At 53.5% G+C, this 18,854-nt stretch carries 21 protein-coding genes; 9 read left to right on the top strand and 12 right to left on the bottom strand.

Features of this window, described 5'->3' with window-relative positions; genetic code table 11:
- Positions 1 to 96 precede the first annotated feature (96 nt).
- From miaB to CRO05_RS02910, 8 genes are all read left to right on the top strand, one after another.
- A complete protein-coding gene (gene miaB / locus CRO05_RS02950) occupies positions 97 to 1,443 on the top strand; it encodes a tRNA (N6-isopentenyl adenosine(37)-C2)-methylthiotransferase MiaB (protein WP_097065741.1) in 1,347 nt (448 codons plus the stop codon).
- Between the two features lie 441 nt (positions 1,444 to 1,884).
- The gene (locus CRO05_RS02940; RefSeq protein WP_097065739.1) at positions 1,885 to 2,859 is read left to right on the top strand and encodes a PhoH family protein; all 975 of its coding nucleotides are present in this window, start codon (positions 1,885 to 1,887) and stop codon (positions 2,857 to 2,859) included.
- Positions 2,843 to 3,397, top strand: a complete 555-nt coding sequence (gene ybeY / locus CRO05_RS02935; RefSeq protein ID WP_097065738.1) for an rRNA maturation RNase YbeY — start codon at positions 2,843 to 2,845, stop codon at positions 3,395 to 3,397. Before CRO05_RS02940 ends, ybeY begins: the two co-directional genes overlap by 17 nt.
- A gap of 79 nt (positions 3,398 to 3,476) precedes the next feature.
- A complete protein-coding gene (locus tag CRO05_RS02930; protein ID WP_097065737.1) occupies positions 3,477 to 4,313 on the top strand; it encodes an HlyC/CorC family transporter in 837 nt (278 codons plus the stop codon).
- Between the two features lie 46 nt (positions 4,314 to 4,359).
- Positions 4,360 to 4,872: an inorganic diphosphatase gene (locus CRO05_RS02925; RefSeq protein WP_097065736.1), complete on the top strand. Its 513-nt coding sequence runs from the start codon at positions 4,360 to 4,362 to the stop codon at positions 4,870 to 4,872.
- Between the two features lie 130 nt (positions 4,873 to 5,002).
- Positions 5,003 to 6,925 (top strand): ATP-binding cassette domain-containing protein, encoded by a 1,923-nt coding sequence (locus CRO05_RS02920; RefSeq protein ID WP_097065735.1) that lies wholly within the window; start codon positions 5,003 to 5,005, stop codon positions 6,923 to 6,925.
- A gap of 134 nt (positions 6,926 to 7,059) precedes the next feature.
- Positions 7,060 to 7,353 (top strand): cytochrome c, encoded by a 294-nt coding sequence (locus CRO05_RS02915; RefSeq protein ID WP_235001263.1) that lies wholly within the window; start codon positions 7,060 to 7,062, stop codon positions 7,351 to 7,353.
- A 25-nt stretch (positions 7,354 to 7,378) separates the two neighbouring features.
- Positions 7,379 to 7,705 (top strand): cytochrome c, encoded by a 327-nt coding sequence (locus CRO05_RS02910; RefSeq protein ID WP_097065733.1) that lies wholly within the window; start codon positions 7,379 to 7,381, stop codon positions 7,703 to 7,705.
- Positions 7,706 to 7,981: 276 nt separating this feature from the next.
- On the opposite strand, the gene CRO05_RS02905 is transcribed toward CRO05_RS02910, so the two are convergent.
- From CRO05_RS02905 to CRO05_RS02890, 4 genes are read right to left on the bottom strand one after another with little or no spacing between them, the layout of a single operon-like run.
- Positions 7,982 to 8,410, bottom strand: coding sequence for a DUF1841 family protein (locus CRO05_RS02905; RefSeq protein WP_097066630.1), 429 nt, complete (start codon positions 8,408 to 8,410; stop codon positions 7,982 to 7,984).
- A gap of 46 nt (positions 8,411 to 8,456) precedes the next feature.
- Positions 8,457 to 9,089: an endonuclease III gene (nth, locus tag CRO05_RS02900; protein WP_097065732.1), complete on the bottom strand. Its 633-nt coding sequence runs from the start codon at positions 9,087 to 9,089 to the stop codon at positions 8,457 to 8,459.
- Positions 9,086 to 9,823 carry an electron transport complex subunit RsxB gene (rsxB, locus tag CRO05_RS02895; RefSeq protein ID WP_097065731.1) on the bottom strand — a complete coding sequence of 246 codons (738 nt, stop codon included), beginning with the start codon at positions 9,821 to 9,823 and terminating at the stop codon, positions 9,086 to 9,088. Before rsxB ends, nth begins: the two co-directional genes overlap by 4 nt.
- A gap of 1 nt (position 9,824) precedes the next feature.
- Positions 9,825 to 10,865 (bottom strand): quinone-dependent dihydroorotate dehydrogenase, encoded by a 1,041-nt coding sequence (locus CRO05_RS02890; protein ID WP_097065730.1) that lies wholly within the window; start codon positions 10,863 to 10,865, stop codon positions 9,825 to 9,827.
- Positions 10,866 to 11,117: 252 nt separating this feature from the next.
- Here CRO05_RS02890 and CRO05_RS02885 point away from each other — a divergent pair, with 252 nt between their 5' ends.
- Entirely contained in the window at positions 11,118 to 12,065 is a 948-nt protein-coding gene (locus tag CRO05_RS02885; RefSeq protein ID WP_097065729.1) for a tetratricopeptide repeat protein, read from the top strand.
- Positions 12,066 to 12,110: 45 nt separating this feature from the next.
- Here the strand turns inward: CRO05_RS02885 and CRO05_RS02880 are convergent, their stop codons facing one another.
- The 8 genes from CRO05_RS02880 to CRO05_RS02845 form a co-directional block, all read right to left on the bottom strand.
- A complete protein-coding gene (locus CRO05_RS02880; protein WP_097065728.1) occupies positions 12,111 to 12,866 on the bottom strand; it encodes an arginyltransferase in 756 nt (251 codons plus the stop codon).
- Positions 12,850 to 13,548, bottom strand: coding sequence for a leucyl/phenylalanyl-tRNA--protein transferase (aat, locus tag CRO05_RS02875; RefSeq protein WP_097065727.1), 699 nt, complete (start codon positions 13,546 to 13,548; stop codon positions 12,850 to 12,852). Before aat ends, CRO05_RS02880 begins: the two co-directional genes overlap by 17 nt.
- 91 nt (positions 13,549 to 13,639) lie before the next feature.
- Entirely contained in the window at positions 13,640 to 14,314 is a 675-nt protein-coding gene (gene queC / locus CRO05_RS02870; RefSeq protein WP_097065726.1) for a 7-cyano-7-deazaguanine synthase QueC, read from the bottom strand.
- 42 nt (positions 14,315 to 14,356) lie between these two features.
- Positions 14,357 to 15,049: a 7-carboxy-7-deazaguanine synthase QueE gene (queE, locus tag CRO05_RS02865; protein WP_235001338.1), complete on the bottom strand. Its 693-nt coding sequence runs from the start codon at positions 15,047 to 15,049 to the stop codon at positions 14,357 to 14,359.
- Positions 15,050 to 15,101: 52 nt separating this feature from the next.
- A complete protein-coding gene (ybgF, locus tag CRO05_RS02860; RefSeq protein WP_235001262.1) occupies positions 15,102 to 15,995 on the bottom strand; it encodes a tol-pal system protein YbgF in 894 nt (297 codons plus the stop codon).
- Positions 15,996 to 16,057: 62 nt separating this feature from the next.
- A complete protein-coding gene (gene pal, locus CRO05_RS02855) occupies positions 16,058 to 16,573 on the bottom strand; it encodes a peptidoglycan-associated lipoprotein Pal (RefSeq protein ID WP_097065723.1) in 516 nt (171 codons plus the stop codon).
- 40 nt (positions 16,574 to 16,613) lie between these two features.
- On the bottom strand, positions 16,614 to 17,909 hold the full coding sequence (tolB, locus tag CRO05_RS02850) for a Tol-Pal system beta propeller repeat protein TolB (RefSeq protein WP_097066629.1): 1,296 nt from the start codon (positions 17,907 to 17,909) through the stop codon (positions 16,614 to 16,616).
- Positions 17,910 to 17,962: 53 nt separating this feature from the next.
- Entirely contained in the window at positions 17,963 to 18,847 is an 885-nt protein-coding gene (locus CRO05_RS02845) for an energy transducer TonB (RefSeq protein ID WP_369831582.1), read from the bottom strand.
- Positions 18,848 to 18,854: the final 7 nt, after the last annotated feature.

Here is an 18,854-nt window from a genome sequence, read left to right as displayed (position 1 = left end):
CAGCCATGATTGCTCCGTGGACGGGCAGACCGGACCGATAGCACGTATTTTCTCAGGAAAGTCGAGCGCAACATTTGGTAATACTTTGGTATAGGCGTGGCTAAAAAACTTTACATCAAAACGTTTGGCTGCCAGATGAACGAGTATGACTCGGACAAAATGGCAGACGTGCTTCATGATGCACAGGGCATGGAAAAAACCGAAAACCCTGCTGATGCCGATGTAATTCTTTTCAACACCTGCTCTGTGCGGGAGAAGGCTCAGGAGAAGGTATTCCACGATCTGGGACGCGTCAGACATCTTAAAGCTTCCAATCCGGATCTGCTCATTGGTGTGGGCGGTTGCGTTGCCAGCCAGGAGGGTGCGGAGATTGTGAAACGGGCGCCCTACGTGGATCTGGTGTTTGGTCCGCAAACCCTGCACCGGTTGCCTCAGCTGATTTCCCAACGTCAAGCGACAGGCCGCCCCCAAGTGGATATTTCGTTCCCCGAAATCGAAAAATTCGACCACCTGCCGGCAGCGCGTACCGAAGGCGTGACCGCTTTTGTTTCCATCATGGAAGGATGCAGCAAGTATTGCAGCTTTTGCGTCGTACCTTATACGCGTGGCGAAGAAATCTCGCGCCCCCTGGATGACATACTGACTGAAATTGCCGGATTGGCAAGTCAAGGCGTCAAGGAAGTCACGTTGCTCGGGCAGAATGTCAACGCGTATCGGGGTGTAATCGGATATGCGGGAGAGGGGGAAGAGGGAGAAATTGGAGACCTGGCGCTGCTGCTTGAGTTTATCCACGAAATTCCCGGTATCGAGCGTATCCGCTATACGACTTCCCATCCGAGGGAATTTACCGCACGGCTGATCCAGGCTTACGAAACATTACCTAAACTGGTAAGTCATGTGCACTTGCCGGTTCAATCAGGGTCTGATCGGATATTGGCAGCGATGAAGCGCGGCTATACGACATTGGAATATAAATCCATTATCCGCCGGCTGCGCGCAGCCCGACCTGATATTTCACTTACTTCCGATTTCATCATCGGGTTTCCGGGTGAAACGGAGGCCGATTTCGAAGCCACCTTGAAGCTTGTTGAGAGGGTAAACTTCGATGGGTCCTTCAGCTTCATCTACAGCCCGCGCCCAGGCACGCCCGCAGCGGAGCTGACGGATACAACTCCTCATCAAATCAAACTTGAGCGGTTGCAACGCTTGCAGGAAAAAGTGGAGCAGCAGGCGCAAGCGGTCAGTCGAAGCATGATCGGGACGACGCAACGCATTCTGATAGAGGGTCAGTCTAAAAAAGACGCCAGCGAGCTTTGCGGACGTACTGATAATAACCGCATGGTAAATTTCGCCGGTCACCCGGAAAAGATCGGCCATTTCATAAATGTAAAAATTACTGCAGCGCTATCACATTCATTGCGCGGTGAAATTGTAAAGGCCTGAGATCAGGAAGTCTCTAAACAAACCCTTGCCGGGACGACGTTTTCTGGCGACAGTGCAGGACGAAGCAGTGTGTTCCGAAGGAAGTGGGGCCCGCGGCGGAATGCCGGCACCCGACGCTGCCCGATCCCCGCTTCGCGGGGCCCCTCGGCCGACGCCGACGGAACATTCGCGCAACTGCAGCAAAGCGACCGCCGAAACCGCGGTTGCGGCGCCCGACGCTGTCCGATCCCCGCTTCGCGGGGCTCCTCGGCCGACGCCGACGGAACATTCGCGCAACTGCAGCAAAGCGACCGCCGAAACCGCGGTCGCGGCGCCCGACGCTGCCCGATCCCCGCTTCGCGGGGCCCCTCGGCCGACGCTTTGGGCGCCCTTGCAAAGTACGTCTATCACTGCCAGAATTAAGACTTCACTATCGACTTACTGCGTCGCTTCACCGCGCCTTTGAAATCCACACCCGTCGAAATTTCTTTTTCCCCAGCCGATAACCAGCGTCTTGCCAACCTGTGCGGCGCGCTGGACGAAAATCTCAGGCAGATTGAAACCGTACTGGATGTCGCCATCGCACGCCGGGGGGAGCATTTCAGTTTGCGCGGTAAATCAGCCCAGGCTTTGCTTGCGGCAGAAGCATTGCAAAATTTTTACAATCAGGCACAGCATCATCTGAGCATTGAGCAAATTCAGCTGGGACTGATCGAAGCGATGAATCCTCATCATTCGAAAAAGCATGCTGCTGCCGGCGCGAAAGAAATTGTGGAACCAGCGCTGCTTACCCGACGAAGCGATTTGCGGGGCCGGACACCACGCCAAGTTGAATATCTGCAACAAATTCAGACGCATGACATTACCTTTTCCATCGGCCCTGCGGGCACGGGAAAAACTTATCTTGCCGTGGCAAGCGCGGTGGATGCGCTGGAGCGTGATCTCGTTGCGCGGATTGTGCTGGTCCGTCCGGCGGTAGAAGCCGGGGAGCGTCTGGGCTTTCTGCCTGGGGACATGGCGCAGAAAGTGGACCCTTATTTGCGCCCCCTCTACGACGCACTTTACGATCTGATGGGGTTCGATAAAACCAGCAAGCAGTTTGAGCGGAGCGCAATTGAAGTTGCGCCATTGGCTTTCATGCGCGGACGCACGTTGAACCAGTCTTTTGTCATCCTTGATGAAGCGCAAAACACCACCCCCGAACAGATGAAAATGTTCCTGACTCGCATCGGCTTCGGCTCCAAGGCTGTGGTGACCGGCGATATTACGCAGATTGATCTGGCGAAACACCAGAAAAGCGGTCTGGTAGAAGCAAAACAGGTTCTGGAAAAGGTGCGTGGAATCGCTTTTGCACATTTTGACGCAGAAGATGTGGTGCGACATCCGCTGGTGCAAAGAATTGTCAATGCCTACGAAAAGTATGAAAAAAAAGAGTAGCGCTTCCGGTTCGCCAGGAGGGGTTGCGAGTCAGGAAACGAAGTCTCCGAAATTGAAATTAACGGCACAATACGTTACTCACGCATCGGACGTGCCCCCTCGCTCGGCATTTCGCACATGGATCAAGGCAGCATTGACGCAGGATGCGGAAATTGTGTTGCGCATCGTTGATGAAACCGAGGGCCGCAGCCTCAACCGGGATTTTCGCGATCGAGATTACGCTACGAACGTGCTGACGTTTGTTTACGACGCTGTCGCACCCGATGCTCGATCTGGTCCACGATCTAATGGCGAGCGATTGGCTGGCGACATTGTGCTGTGTGCGCCCGTGATAGAAAATGAGGCGGGGCAGCAGCACAAAAGCCTGACCGCGCATTATGCTCACCTTACGATACATGGCGTCCTGCATCTACAGGGCTACGACCATGAAAACGACGCCGACGCAGCGGTAATGGAGCGACTGGAGATTGAAATTCTTGGAAGGCTGGGATATGAAAATCCTTACCGGGAACATCAGCGGTCTACCGAAGAACATTGATCATGAAATTGCGTCATTATCGGCTCTTTCCTGTTCAACGAAGTTAAATTTGATTTTTAGAGAATAATGTCAACCACTTATGGATGACCCTCCCAAACCTGGCTGGTTCGAACGCGTCAAGGCGCTTCTCCTGCGCGAGCCCGGTGATCGCGAACAGCTGACAGCGTTATTGCATTCCGCCTTTGAGCACAATTTGTTTGATTCGGACGCTCTGAGCATGATCGAAGGCGTGATACAGGTATCCGAAATGCAGGCTCGCGACATCATGATTCCTCGTTCCCAAATGAGTGTGATCGATATCAGCGAAACGCCGGATAAGTTCATCCCGTTGGTTATCGAAACTGCACACTCGCGCTTTCCTGTCATCGAAAATGATAGAAATAATGTGATCGGTATATTACTCGCAAAGGATTTACTGCGTTTTTATGCGGGAGAGGAAGAGTTTGACGTACGTGACATGCTGCGGCCAGTGGTATTTATCCCGGAATCCAAGCGACTCAACGTATTACTCAAGGATTTTCGCAGCAACCGCAACCATATAGCCATCGTGGTGGATGAGTACGGCGGCGTAGCGGGGTTGGTCACGATCGAAGACGTACTGGAGCAGATCGTCGGCGAAATCGAGGATGAACACGATTTCGACGAGGCCGAGGATAACGTTGTGCAGGACGCGAATGGCCATTATCGGGTCAAGGCTATCACTGAAATTTCGGATTTCAACGAAAGGCTTGGTGCCGAATTAAGTGATGTGGATTACGACACGATCGGAGGCCTGGTGCTGCACGAATTCGGACGGCTGCCCAAACGAGGCGAATCGGTAGTCGTTGGCGCTTTCAGGTTTACCGTGCTGCGCGCTGATAGCCGCAGACTGTATACACTGCTGGTTGAAAGAAATAGCGGCGAGATCGGGCAGTGAAACGGGGGCAAGGTTGGGAAAAAGCGGATAACGTCGGGATGAGGTTGTGAACGATGTCAATGAAAGCCGAAACACCGCCCGCCAGGATTTGCCTGACCCGCCGGTGGTGGAGGTAGTGGTGGAAGTTCCCAGGGGAAGTTTTCTCAAGCGCGGATCCTCCGGCACGGTCGACTTTGTCTCACCCCTGCCGTGTCCATTCAACTACGGCTCGGTGCCGGATTACCTAGGCCTTGACGGCGATCTCCTGGACGCGCTGGTACTCGGTCCGCGATTACCGCTGGGTGCGAGGATACAAGTCAGGACATGGGGCGCGGTGACGATGACAGATGGCGGCCTGATAGACGACAAGCTTATCTGTGCCGATTATTGTCCAGATGCGTTGCAACGCCGGAAGGTACTGCAATTTTTCCAGTTCTATGCCAAGTGCAAGGGATTGCTGAATATGTGGCGAGGCCAGCCGGGACGAAACGCCTGCGAAGGCTGGTGCGATGCAAGCCAGGCGCTGGCTCGCGCTCGGCCACTTTATCGAAAGTTGCAGCGCGAGCCGCTCGACCTCTGACGGGCGCGGTTCTTGCGCAACCAGGCAGGAATTGCTGTTGAAACTCGCGCCGTATTCTTTTGCCAAGCCGCGGCAGGCATGGCAGAATTGCGCCCCTTGTCAATTTTTGCTGAAATAGTTTTCCCTGTCCATGCCTCTTCTCACTCTTGAAAAAGCCTCTCTCGCCTTTGGCCATCACACGCTGCTCGATCACGTGGACTTGCAGCTTGATCCGGGTGAACGTATCGGGCTGATCGGCAGGAATGGCGGCGGAAAATCGAGTTTACTGCGCATTCTTGCGGGCCAAACCAGACCGGATGACGGCATGATCTGGCGCGCCCCGGCGCTGAGGCTGGCGTATGTTCCGCAGGAGCCAGACCTGGACCCCGCCCTCACTGTATTTGAGGAAGTATCGAAGGGACTGGGTGCAATAAGCCAGGTGCTGCTCCATTATCACGAAACGTCTCACCTTTTGAGCGACGGCGTCGGTGATACCGATGCCCTCCTTTCGCGTCTGGAGGATTTGCAAGCCCAGCTGGAAGCTCAGGACGGGTGGCGAATCCAGGCTAGAGTGGAAACCGCTATCGACAAACTGGACCTTTCCGCGGATGCAATGGTAGGGCAACTTTCGGGCGGACAAAAAAAACGGGTTGCACTGGCTCGCGCGCTGGTGCTATCACCTGATGTACTGCTACTGGATGAGCCGACCAATCATCTGGACTTTCTCTCTATTGAATGGCTGGAAGGACTACTCAGGAATTTTGCCGGGAGCGTACTGTTCGTTACACATGATCGCCGCTTTCTGAGCAATGTGGCAACGCGGATTATCGAACTTGATCGAGGCAATTTGACCAGCTTTCCGGGTGATTTCGCCGCGTACCAGCGAAAGAAAACTGAGATGCTGGAAATTGAGGCGGTCCACAATCAGAAGTTTGACAAGGTACTGGCGCAGGAGGAAATATGGATACGCAAAGGAGTCCAGGCGCGCCGCACTCGCAATGAAGGACGTGTCCGGCGGCTGGAAGCGCTAAGGCTGGAGCGAGCAGCCCGGCGGGAGCGCTCGGGAACGGTTAATCTCAACGTGGACGAAGGTGCAAAATCCGGGCGGATGGTGGCAGAACTGGAGCATGTCAGCAAAAGTTATGGCGACAAGGTCATCATCGACGATTTCTCCTGCCGGATCATGCGTGGCGATCGCGTGGGATTGCTGGGGCCAAATGGCGCCGGGAAATCCACTCTGCTGAAGCTGATACTGGGCGAACTGCAACCCGATACCGGCAATATCCGGCTTGGAACCAAACTCGCGGCGGCATATTTCGATCAGATGCGCGAACAACTCGATGAGGAAGCAACGCTGATAGATACGATTAGCCAAGGCGCTGATTTTATCGATATCGGCGGAACAAGGAAGCATGTCATAAGCTACCTGGAAGATTTCCTGTTTTCGCCACAGCGAGCCCGTTCACCGGTAAAGTCACTTTCGGGCGGTGAACGCAACCGGCTGTTGCTGGCGCGCCTGTTTACCCGGCCTGCTAATGTACTCGTCCTTGATGAACCAACCAATGATCTGGATATCGAAACCCTGGAACTGCTGGAGGCATTGCTGCAAAACTACTCCGGTACGTTGTTTCTGGTGAGCCATGACCGTGAATTTCTCGACAACGTGGTGACTCAGGTTATCGCTTTTGAAGGTGGTGGCCTATTGAGGGAATATGTTGGAGGATATGAAGATTGGGTGCGGGCGAAGGATCATGTAAAAATGCCGGCGAAGCAACCGGCGCCTAAACCGCAACAGCCCATGCCAGGCAAAACGCATGAATCACCCGTTCGCGCTAAACTGGGTTACAAGGAAACCCGGGAACTTGAAGAGTTGCCGGGAAAAATAGAGGTTCTGGAGGGGGAGCAGGCGGCGATTACTCGCCAGCTATGTTTGCCGGATATTTACCGTGATGATCCGGAAAAAACCAGAGTGTTGCAAGAACGTGCTGCTTTCATCGAAAGCGAACTCATGAATTATCTTGCGCGATGGGAGGAACTGGAAACCAAAAGGTCAACATCCGGACAAAAGATATAGAGATAAGTTCCTTATAACTTTGTGTTTTATTCATTGACCAGGAATGGCACATCGTTTAGAGTCGCTCTTTTTGAAAAAAGAGGGCACTAATAATGAAACCACCAGCAATAGGGAGTTTTTTATTTGCGTGCGGTATGCTTATGGCATTAGGCGGTACCGCTCAGGCAGCTGGAGATCCGGCTGCAGGGAAGAAGAAAAATACCGCATGTATCGGTTGTCATGGGATAGAAGGATATCGGACATCTTACCCGACAGTATATAACGTCCCCAGGCTAGGCGGCCAGCACGCCGAATACCTGATCAAAGCACTGCAGGCGTATAAAGACGGCAACCGGAACCATCCCACCATGAAAGCGATAGCCGATACGCTGACCCAACAGGATATGGAAGACCTGGCCGCCTATTATGCAGGCTCCAGCGAAAAATAATCACTCATTACCCAAGGAAAGGCTCATGAAAAATTTCGTAATTGCCGCAGCGAGCGGCGCATTGCTGCTCATTTCCGGCCTCGGGATGGCAGCTGATACAGAAGCTGGCAAGAAAAAAGCGGCTGAGGTTTGTGCGGCGTGTCACGGCCCGGATGGCAATAGTCCCGCTCCCGCTTTTCCAAAACTGGGCGGACAGCATGCAAGTTACCTGATGAAATCCCTCAACGAATATAAATCGGGTGTTCGAAAAGACCCAATCATGGCGGGTATGGCTGCCGCATTGAGCAAGGAAGACATCGAGAACGTTTCGGCATATTACGCCAGCCAGTCTGGTCTGAAGACCAAATATTGATCAGGCGAGCGCATGGGAAGAATCTTTCCTTCTGTTCGTTTAAGAACCTCTGAACAACTTCGTGCCAGATGAACTGTAAACCGGGCAATCACAACGCATAACAGAGACTGTGGTTGGCCGATGTCCATCGGCCACGCGCGCAACGAGTGGCCGATTTCCGCAACGCTACAAGATCCGCAGTCCCAACATGTGGAATTGTTCAGAGGTTCCTGAAAGGCAGGTAAACGTGCCCCTTCAGGATGTCCAGTTGCCGGAGGCATCGCCTCGCCAACCGCATTAATTTCCCCGCCGGTCCAGACATTCAAAATAAATTGAAGCATCAAACGCAGACTGGTTGCGCTGCGCCTGCCAGATCATTTCTGCGAGGCATTCCATTACCTCATGCATGGCAGCATGCTCATCGCGGGTTAATTTAAGCAGACGCTCGAATCGTTTGCGAATGCCGACGGGCTGGTCTATCGAAAGCTGCTCCTTGATGGCAATGTGCATGCTCATGTGCAGAAAAGGATTGGTATTGCCCATTTCCGGTAAATAATCCTTGTCCTGATAGCGCTCCGGGTCGTCAAGCATCGCATGATATTCCGGATGAAGCAAAATGACTTCAAGCGCCATGTCTTCCATAGGAGAAAGCATTTCCTGCTGCCGGTATTTTCGCCAGGTATCAAAGAAGAACTGGCGCGCCTGTTCTCTGGAGGGATTGAACATCAAGTTGTAATACTGCAGCAATACTGTTTTCTTTCAGGTTTTTTTGTCAAAGATTCTTTTCCTCATACTCGCACAAGTCATTGATGATACATATGGCGCATTTCGGTTTTCTCGCTACGCATACATAGCGCCCATGTAAAATAAGCCAATGATGAGCATCATGGCGAAATTCCCTGGGTATGCACTTCAGAAGTTTCAGCTCTACCTCCAGCACCGTTTTTCCACGGGCAATTCCGGTACGATTTGCTACACGAAAAATGTGCGTGTCCACTGCCATGGTGGGCTGGCCGAACGCGGTATTCAATACCACATTGGCAGTCTTGCGTCCCACGCCAGGAAGTCTTTCCAATTCTTCACGGGTCCCTGGCACTTCCCCGCCATGGTGCTCGATGAGCATGCTGCATGTTGCCAATATATTCTTTGCCTTGGTTTTGTATAATCCGATGCTCTTGATGACTTCCCGCAATCCAGCCTCCCCCAGCGCGAGAATTTTCTCCGGTGTGTTAGCCTTGGCGAACAGCTTGCGTGTCGCGAGATTCACGCCCTTGTCGGTGGCTTGGGCTGAAAGCACCACCGCTACCAGCAATTCAAACGGTGAACCGTACTCCAACTCGGTGGTAGGGTGAGGATTAACCGACCTGAAGCGCGTAAAAATCTCTCGGCGTATGCTCGAATTCATGAATTGGGAAAAGAAATGCCTGTCGATGGTTCTGCGTTGTTGTTTTTCTTCGAGGTCTGAGCGTAAGCAGTCCTCGCACGCTCCAAGGCGGCTTGGACAGTTGCTTTTTTGAGATTGACTGCCGCTGATGAACCGTTCCCAAGTGCCATTACTTCGGCTTTTTGGGCGAGTCTTTCCTGGCATTCCTGTTTTTCACGCTCAAGCCTTTCCGACCTGAACTGGTAACGCGAACGTGCGCGATCAGCCGCTGCTTTTTCGCGTTCGTATTCCAGGCCAGTATTCAGTCCACCAAGGGATTTATCCCAAGTGACAGGGGGTTGCCGGTTGGCTTGAACCATGTGGATACAGTCGACAGGGCATGGCGCCACGCATAGTTCGCAACCGGTGCACTCTGCAGCAATCACGGTATGCATCTGCTTTGCAGCACCTACGATAGCGTCTACCGGACAAGCCTGAATGCATAGGGTACAGCCTATGCATAATTGTTCATTGATCAACGCCACTTCTTCAGGGTTAGAGATACCATGAGCAGCATTCAGGGGCATTGGGCTCACCCCAAGCAATTCCGCCAACTTTCGGACACCCTTCTCTCCGCCCGGGGGGCATTGGTTGATCTCCGCGCGCCCCTCCACGATGGCCGCCGCGTATGGCCTGCAGCCAGGGAATCCGCATCGGCGGCATTGCGTTTGCGGCAGAATGGCGTCGATTTCCGCTACCAGTAAATTTTCTTTCATATTAAATCCGCGCGTCGGAATGCGGCGTATCCGCTACGCATAAAGCTTGCGCAATCTCGCGCACCAGATCGGGGCCGCGATAAATCAGACCGCTGTATACTTGTACCAGACTTGCTCCCGCCTCGATTTTTTCCTTCGCATCCGCCGCGCGCATAATGCCGCCGACGCCGATAATGGGCAGTGCTCCTTGCAGCATATCATGTAAGCGGCGGATGACGGCGGTGGCACGCTCTGTGAGCGGCGCTCCACTTAATCCGCCGGCTTCGCTCGCATGCGGCATTGTTTCTATTCCGGCCCGTGAGAGCGTGGTATTCGTGGCGATAACCCCGTCAACTCGATGTTTCATCAATAGCGATGCGATGGAGTCAATTTGTGGCGGCTCCAGATCAGGAGCGATTTTCACCACCAGGGGCGTATATTTTCCGTGTTCATCAGCCAGTTTTTGCTGGTTCAGTTTCAGTATGCGCAACAGATGATCCAATTCCTCTTCGTTTTGCAGTTGACGCAGGTTGGGTGTATTGGGCGAAGAAATGTTGACTGCGACATAACCGGCATAGCGATAGGCCTTGCGTAGGCAAATCAGGTAATCGTCAACGGCTTTTTCCACTGGTGTATCAAAATTTTTGCCAATATTGATACCGAGTATACCGCTGTAATTCGCATGCCTGACATTCGTCAGGAGATTGTCTATACCATGGTTATTGAAGCCCATGCGGTTGACAATGGCATTTACCCGGGGTATACGGAACAGCCGTGGTTTCGGGTTCCCCGGTTGGGGACGAGGTGTGACCGTGCCGACTTCAATAAAACCGAAGCCGAGCGCGGCGAGAGCCTCGATGTGTTCCCCGTCCTTATCCAGCCCGGCGGCCATCCCGACAGGATTGGGAAAATCGAGGCCCATGACATTGCGGGACTGGCAACGTATCGGACCACTGCCAAGCATGCCAAGCCGGTGAGCTTTCTCGAGTCCATCGAATGTAACGCGATGAGCTGCTTCTGGGTCTAGACTGAATAACAGCGGTCGGAGCAAGGAATAGAGCATGCATTCATTTTAACATTCGCAAATATAATGTTCTCTACTCTAATAGAGATCCCGATACGGATAAATGAGGCAAAAGCTGGACTGGATAATTGGCGGCAGATGAGCCAGCTATACAAGAACAATCGACGCCCGAAGATGGCCAACGGTGCCCGATTACCAATAAACCGGACTTTATTTTTGACATAATGGTGGTTTATTGATAATTACCAACGATTTGTTGTCATCTTTATTTGACCGTTAGTGGGAGTATTCATGAAGCTGTCCGGCCATTTTCTGGTTTTGGTTCTCATGACATTTTGTGGTTTGACTCATGCCACGACCGAGTGGGACAGACTCAACGATGAATTGGAGTCACTTTATCGCCTGGGTGACTATAAGGGCGCGACGACGGTGGCAAAGCAAGCATTGCAGACAGCGGAACAATCGCTGGATGCGGACCATCCCGACATTGCTACCAGCCTGAATAGCCTTGCACTGCTGTATAACGCTCAAGGTAAATATGCGCACGCCGAGCCACTTCTCGAACGCGCGCTGGCAATTTTTGAGAAATCGCTTGGCGCGGAATGCCCCGAAGTGGCTGCGACACTGAACAACCTCGCAATGCTGCATGGAAAACAAGGGGATTATGCGCGTGCACAACCTCTCTATGAGAAGGCCTTGGCAATTGATGAGAAGGCGCTGGGGCCGGATCATCCCAATGTGGCCGTTAGCCTGAATAATCTGGGGCAGCTATATCAAGCGCAGGAACAGTATGCGAAAGCAGAACCTCTCCTTAAGCGCGCACTGGTAATACTGGAAAAAACCCTCGGTCCCGACCATCCGAATGTGGCCATGAGTCTGAACAATCTTGCACTGCTTTACAATGCGCAAAAACAGTACGCTCAGGCTGAGCCGCTCTATAAACGGGTATTCGTAATTTCGAAAAAGGCGCTGGGCCCGGATCACCCGAACGTAGCCTTGAGCTTGAATAATCTGGCCGGATTATATAAAGACCAGGGCAAATATCCGCATGCCGAGCCGCTTTTCCGGCGTGCGCTGGCGATTTCAGAAAAAGCGTTGGGTCGCAATCACCCAAACGTGGCAACCAGTCTCGAAAATCTGGCGCAGCTTTACCGGGATATCGGTCATGCGGAAAAAGCGGAGCCTTTGGAAAAACGCGCATCCGCAATACGCACGGCACAGCAACAACCTGGAAGTTGAATCTGGGGCCAGCCCGAGGAATGATAGTCAGTGGAAAAAATACCGCTATGCGTGGTCCTTGATACCGGGAATCTCGATGCTGCTCAACGGCTCCCAGCGCCCATCAGCCAGACATTGCAATGGCCTGAATCCGGCTTTATATGCCATTTTCTGGCTTTCCTTGATCCAGTAACCCAAATAAAGGTAGGGTAGCTTCAGCGCGCGGCACAGTTGTACTTGCCACAAAATATTGTAGGTGCCGAAGCTGGCCCCGGGCACATCCGGATCGAAAAAAGTATATACAGACGATATTCCGTCAGGCAGCTCGTCAATAATGCTGATCATGCGCAACTGATCATTATCGTGGAACTCGACAAGACTGGAATTGACATTGCTTGGCAGCAGAAAATGGCGGTATTGCTCCCGGCTGTCCCGGTCCATGCCGCCGCCGCTATGGCGTTGCGCCTGATAGCGCAGATACAGCGCATAATGATCCGGGTGATAATACAAATCATGTTGCGTCGCAACCAGGTTCTGATGACGCTTCCAGGAGCGGCGTTGAGCACGCCTGAGAATCAATTCATCGACCACGATCCGTACCGGCATGCAGGCACGGCAGTTGTCGCAGTAAGGACGGTAAGTGAATGCGCCACTGCGCCGAAAACCGGCTTGCACCAGTTCGCCGTAGATATTGGTATCGATCAGATGGCTGGGCGTCGCCACCTGGGACCGCGCCAACTGCTCCGGCAAGTAGCTGCAAGGATAAGAGGCAGTAGTGTAGAACTGCAGCGCTGACGAAGGGAGGTCATTCAATTGGCTCATGATCGAAGCACCATTTTTCGACTCGTTCAGGGTAGTTTACCAATTCTTTCAATCTTTGACTAAATTCCTTACGAGGAATTTCCCGCGCACCGAAGGAAGCAAGATGAGCGGTTTTCATCTGACAGTCGATCATCCTGAATCCCCGGCGCTCCAGTTGTCTTACCAGGTACACCAACGCGATTTTGGATGCACCGGAAGCCCGGGAAAACATAGACTCCCCAAAAAACATTTTTCCCTGAGCCACACCATATAGCCCGCCCATTAATTCCCCGTCTATCCACGTTTCGACGGAATGGGCCATGCCTATTTCATGCAGGACAGCGTAGGCTGAAATCATCTCTTCATGAATCCAGGTTCCGGCACGTCCATTACGCGGCGCGGCGCACTCGCGCATGACCTGGTTGAAAGCGCTGTCGGTGCGAATTTCGTAATTGCCCTTCTTCAGCGTTTTTCCGAGTGATCGGGATATTTTAAGCTCGCCGGGAAACAGCACCATGCGTGGATCGGGACTCCACCATAGAATAGGTTCGCCGTCGTTGAACCAGGGGAAAATACCGCAGCGGTAGGCTTCGATCAGTCGTTGCGGCGAGAGATCGCCACCAATGGCAAGCAGGCCATTGGGCTGAGCAAGTGCGGTGTGCAGCGGCGGGAAATGAGATTCAGGAGTAAGCCAGGAAATCATGCGAGAGGCAATGCGCTACGATGCTCCAATTCTGGCAACGGACCAACGGACGGGCCAAGGCAACGGCAATCATGCAACAACAGTTGGGCAACTACGATTGATAACGCGTCACATCGGCGATATTGGCTGACTCGAACCCCGCTCGACGTAATCGGCACGAATCACACACGCCACAAGCGAGTCCTTCTTCATCGGCCTGATAACAGGATACGGTCAAGCTATAATCAAGGCCCAGCAACGCCCCCTGCTGTATGATTTGCGCTTTGGACAGCTTCATGAGCGGTGCATGGATACTTAGCCTGGCGCCTTCAATCGCAGCTTTGGTGGCAAGATTCGCCATCCGCTCAAATGCCGCCAGGTACTCGGGCCGACAGTCGGGATAACCGGAGTAGTCCACCACATTTGCTCCAATAAAAATATCGCGGCTCTCAAGAACTTCCGCCCAGGCCAGCGCGAGGGACAACATGATGGTATTCCGCGCCGGGACGTAGGTCACAGGAATGCCTGCTTCAGTTCCTTCGGTCGGTATGGCGCTGGACTTATCGGTCAGAGCCGATCCGCCGAAAGCGGACAGGTCAACTTTAATAACCTTGTGATCCCGAGCTCCAAGTGAATGTGCCAATTTTTCGGCAGCTGCGAGTTCCGATCCATGACGCTGGCCGTAATCGATACTCAAAGCATAACATTCGTATTTTCTGCTGCGGGCAATGGCAAGCGTCGTGGCGGAATCCAAACCGCCGGATAACAGCACTACGGCCTTTGCCATAAAAACCCGTGGAAAAAAATCATGACGCCTTCTTGCATGCTTTCATCGTCCTGGTCCTTCACCCCATAATAATTTGTGTAGCTGAACCTGCACTCTCACCGGTAAACGATCCCGCAATACCCACGCAGCCAGCGCAGCAGGATCAAGCCGATCATATACGGGTGAAAATAAAACCGGACAAACGAGATTCAGTTGATGCTTACGCATCACTTCAATCGCCCACTGGTAGTCGATTTCATCGCATAGCACAAACTTCACTTCATCATGGGGTGTGAGATAGGGGAGATTGGACCAACGGTTTCTTTCCGCTTCGCCCGACCCGGGCGTCTTGATATCCAGAATCTTTGAAACCCTTTCATCCACCATGGATACATCCAGTGCACCGCTGGTTTCGAGCGATACCGAGTAGCCCGCGTCGCATAATAGCCTGAGCAATGTGAGGCACTCTTTTTGCGCCAGCGGCTCGCCTCCGGTTACGGTGACATAGCGAGCGGCATAGCCGGCAACCTCCACAAGAATGTCGGAAATTGGCAGGCGCTTGCCGCCATGGAAAGCATACTCTGTATCACAGTAGCCGCAGCGCAAAGGGCAACCGGTGAGGCGCACAAATACCGTCGGTAATCCTACGCGGCTGGTTTCTCCCTGCAGGGAAAAGAAAATTTCGTTGACGCGCAAATTCCCGGCTTCGGAAGACTGCATGGCCTTGGATGGGGATGGAGATAAGGTTTGAACCATATCCTGCATGAGTAAGCAACTGCAGAAAATGAGCGGCCAGCTATAAACGGGACTACTTCAGGTTGACCAGCCGCTGTTTCGCTTTTTCAGCCGCCTCGCTACCGGGGTATTTGGCGACAAGGCTTTGCAAGGTTTTCCTGGCGTCAGCCTTCTTACTCATTTCCTGCTGACTGCTCGCAATGTTGAGCATTGCATCAGGAGCCTTGGCGCTGTCCGGAAACGACTTGATCAGCTTTTCCTGTGCGTTGACGGCGCTCTTGAAATCACGCAACGCGTAATGAGAATTACCGATCCAGTACTGAGCACTGGGCGCGAGATTTGACGCCGGATAATTCTTGATAAACTTATCAAACCGGGAAATAGCATCTTTATACCTGGCGCCCTTGAACAGATCATACGCTGCCTCATAGGCGCGACCCTCAGCACCATCGGCCGACGCGGTGCCCGCGCCAGAAGCAGATCTACCGGCGGCAGGCGTACTCGTGGGGGCAGACATACCTGGCGCCGGGAGAACCGCAACGGCCGATGCAGACGCAAGCTCTGCATCGGGTTCAGGCCGGTTGCCAGAACCGGATGCATAGGATCCCGCAGATTCAGGCGCAGCTGATTCAGAGGCAATCGGCCCAGATGCGGCAGCCCCGGAAGTGACGGGTTCGTCAGGCTGTTCGATCCGTCTCAGCCGGTTATCCAGATCAATGTAAAAATCCTTCTGCCGCTTCTGCGTCAACTCATTCTCATTGACCAGCACTTCAATCTGACCCTGCAGCCTGTTCAGGTCGAGCCTCAGGGCTTCGATCTGGCTATGGAGTTCCAGCAGGGGTTGATTGTTAAGCACTTCTTCGAGTTTTACAACGCGCCCTTCCAGGACTTGTCCCTGATCGCGCACGTCCCTGATCAGGGCCTGTTGCGCCGCAATCTGTCTGCGCGCCTCCTCGTCGTCGAACACACCCGCGTAACCTGAATTACAGCAGATGAGGAACAACAACCAAAAAGCGCGCAACCGCATGGTTACTCGCCCTGATAGCGCATATCCGCGCGGCGGTTCTCGGCCCAGGAAGCTTCATCATGACCTGTCGCCCGCGGCTTCTCTTCGCCCAGACTGACGGACTCGACCTGTGATTCCTTGGCGCCCGATAATGTCATCACATACTTGACCGCGTCCGCACGACGTTGGCCCAGTGCCAGGTTATATTCCCGGCTGCCGCGCTCATCCGTGTTGCCCTGCACCAGGGCTCTGGCGCTGCTGTTGTCGCGCAGATACTGACCATGAGCCACTACGAGGGATCTGTATTCATCCTTTACCACATAACTGTCGAAATCAAAATAAACGCTGCGTCTGGAAAGAATGTTATTTGGGTCCGTAAGTGGGTTGAGTGTCGGAGAGGCTTCCATGTCTTTGGCGCCTTCCATTGTCTGCGGCGCGACGCCCCTGGACCTGTCTTCCACGTCGGCGGAGGGCTGCGGAGTCTGGCTTGCGCACGCCGACAACAAACTTATCAATAACACTCCGATAACTTTTTTCATCTTCATTTCCTTTATGGTTTACTAAAAATACAAATTACTATTATTGCCTTGGCAAAGGTCCCCATGCCGGCTCTCTTACATCACCTGCTTGCGTTGAAAGCTGTTGTCTTGTTTTGCCATCGCTTGATACCGCCGATAATATACCACGACCTCTTACCTCAGTTGCATAAAGGATGATCTTGCCGTTCGGAGCAAAGCTGGGTGATTCATCGAATTGCGAATCGGTAAGTAATTGCACCTGACGGGTCGCCAGATTCTGTATCGCTACATTGAATCGGTCGCCATGGCGATGGATGAAGGTGAAGCTTCTGCCGTCTGAACTGTAATCCGGACTGACATTATAATTGCCCTCGAACGTGAGGCGCTCTGCCGTTCCGGACGCGCGGGCCGTTATCGGCATGCGATAGATCTGCGGGCTGCCGCCACGGTCGGAAGTAAAAATGATCGACTGGCCATCAGGTGAAAAGCTGGGCTCTGTATCGATGCCTGAACTTTGGCTGAGCCGTTGCAATCCACTCCCGTCCGCATTGACCAGAAAGATCTGTGAACCCCCCATCAGAGACAGCACGACCGCGAGCTTTTTCCCGTCCGGCGACCAGGCCGGCGCGCTATTGCTCCCCCTGAAATTGGCAACCGCCTTGCGTGCGCGCGTTGCAAGCGTCTGTACATACACTACCGGCTTTTTGTTCTCGAAGGAGACATATGCCAGTTGCTTGCCATCGGGTGACCAGGTGGGCGATATGATCGGCTCCGTGTATTCAATCACGGGCTGGGCATTGAATCCGTCCGCATCCGCGACTTGAAGCGAGTATTTTTTTCCCTGTTTGACGACGTAGGCGATGCGTGTGCTGAAGACGCCCCGATCGCCGGTCAATTTTTCATAAACCAAATCAGCTATCCGGTGGGCCGCGGCGCGCAATTGTTCTGCGGGAACGGTCTCCGTATAAACCGCCAGCTCCGCCTGTTTCGCTACATCCAGCAATCGGACTCGCACTGCAACTTGTCCTCCCGGCAGTGCCGTTGTGCTGCCGATAACCAGCGCGCCCGCTCCCCGGTTAATCCAATCCGGGTAAACCACTTCGGCGGGCTCATGCGGTCTGAGACCAGCCGGGTCAACCAACCTGAACAATCCACTGCGCTGCAGATCGGCGGACACCACCGGCGTAAGACTTTGGGTGAGCCTTTCTTCGGCGGCGAAGGGGACTATGGCGATTGGAATCTGGGTCGCGCCACCACCAAAAATTTCGATGTTCAGCGCTGCGTGCAGCGGCGCGCTGGCCAGCCACAGGAGCAGGACGACAGCAGAACCGTAAAATCTGCGCAAGCGAATCTGCATGGGCAGCATAAGGGGGACCCTCAATGAATTCGCAAAGTCATGAATTATACCAGTCATTCACGGTAATGCACCTTGACGCTCAAATTGCGGAATTTTGAAAAAAGGGCGGGGTCCGGCGGCAGCGGGAGCGGTTTGGACAGGAAAATGCCGCGCTCCACCGCACTATCGAAAGCCGGGATCCCGCTGCTCGCGCGCAGCCTCACATCGAGGATATCGCCGCCCGGAAGCAGCGTGACATCGAATTCCACGACCGGGTTACCGGGCAGATCGGGCGGCATCACGATATTCCGCCTGATCTTGGCAAGAATCTTTGCCTTGTATTCGGCTATCTCGTTCGCCACGCGGGATTGCGCCGCGGCTTGTGCTGCCTGCGCCTGAAGCCTTTCATTCGCTTTCTGCTGCTCTCGTTCGAGTTGTTCCACTTCCGCCGCAATCCTGGCTTTCTGCTCCTTCTCCCTTCGCTCTTTTTCCTTCTGTTCTTTCTCTTTCTGCTCTTTTTCCTTTTGCGCCTTCTCCTTCTGTTCCTTTTCTTTTTTCTCCTTCTCTTTTTTCTCCTTCTCTTTCTTTTCTTTCTCCAATTGTTTTTTTTCGGCCGGTTTAGGTTTCTCTATTTTTTCCTTGAGAGCAATATCCGGCTCTGCCGGGGGTGGGGGCGGAGGCGGCGGCGCTTCCACCTCGGGCGGCAGCGGCTTTGCTTCCCTGGGTTGCTCGATCGGCTCGGGGACTGGTGGTGGTGGTGGCGGCGATGCTTTAGCGACCGGCTGAGTTGGCAGGGGAGGTGGGGGCAGACTGCTCCATACATCCACCATCATGGCTTCAGGCGGCACGGTTTTCCAATTGAGCCCAAAAATCATGAAAGCAATAAAAATGATATGGACCAATACAGCAAACACGCCTGCCCGAACCCGGCCCGGCTCAAGATGCGCAGAATCTCGCATTGCCATC

The sequence above is a fragment of the Nitrosovibrio sp. Nv4 genome, assembly GCF_900215485.1.
In the GTDB taxonomy this organism is placed as follows: Bacteria; Pseudomonadota; Gammaproteobacteria; order Burkholderiales; family Nitrosomonadaceae; genus Nitrosospira.
This window is presented reverse-complemented; position numbering and strand designations above follow the sequence as displayed.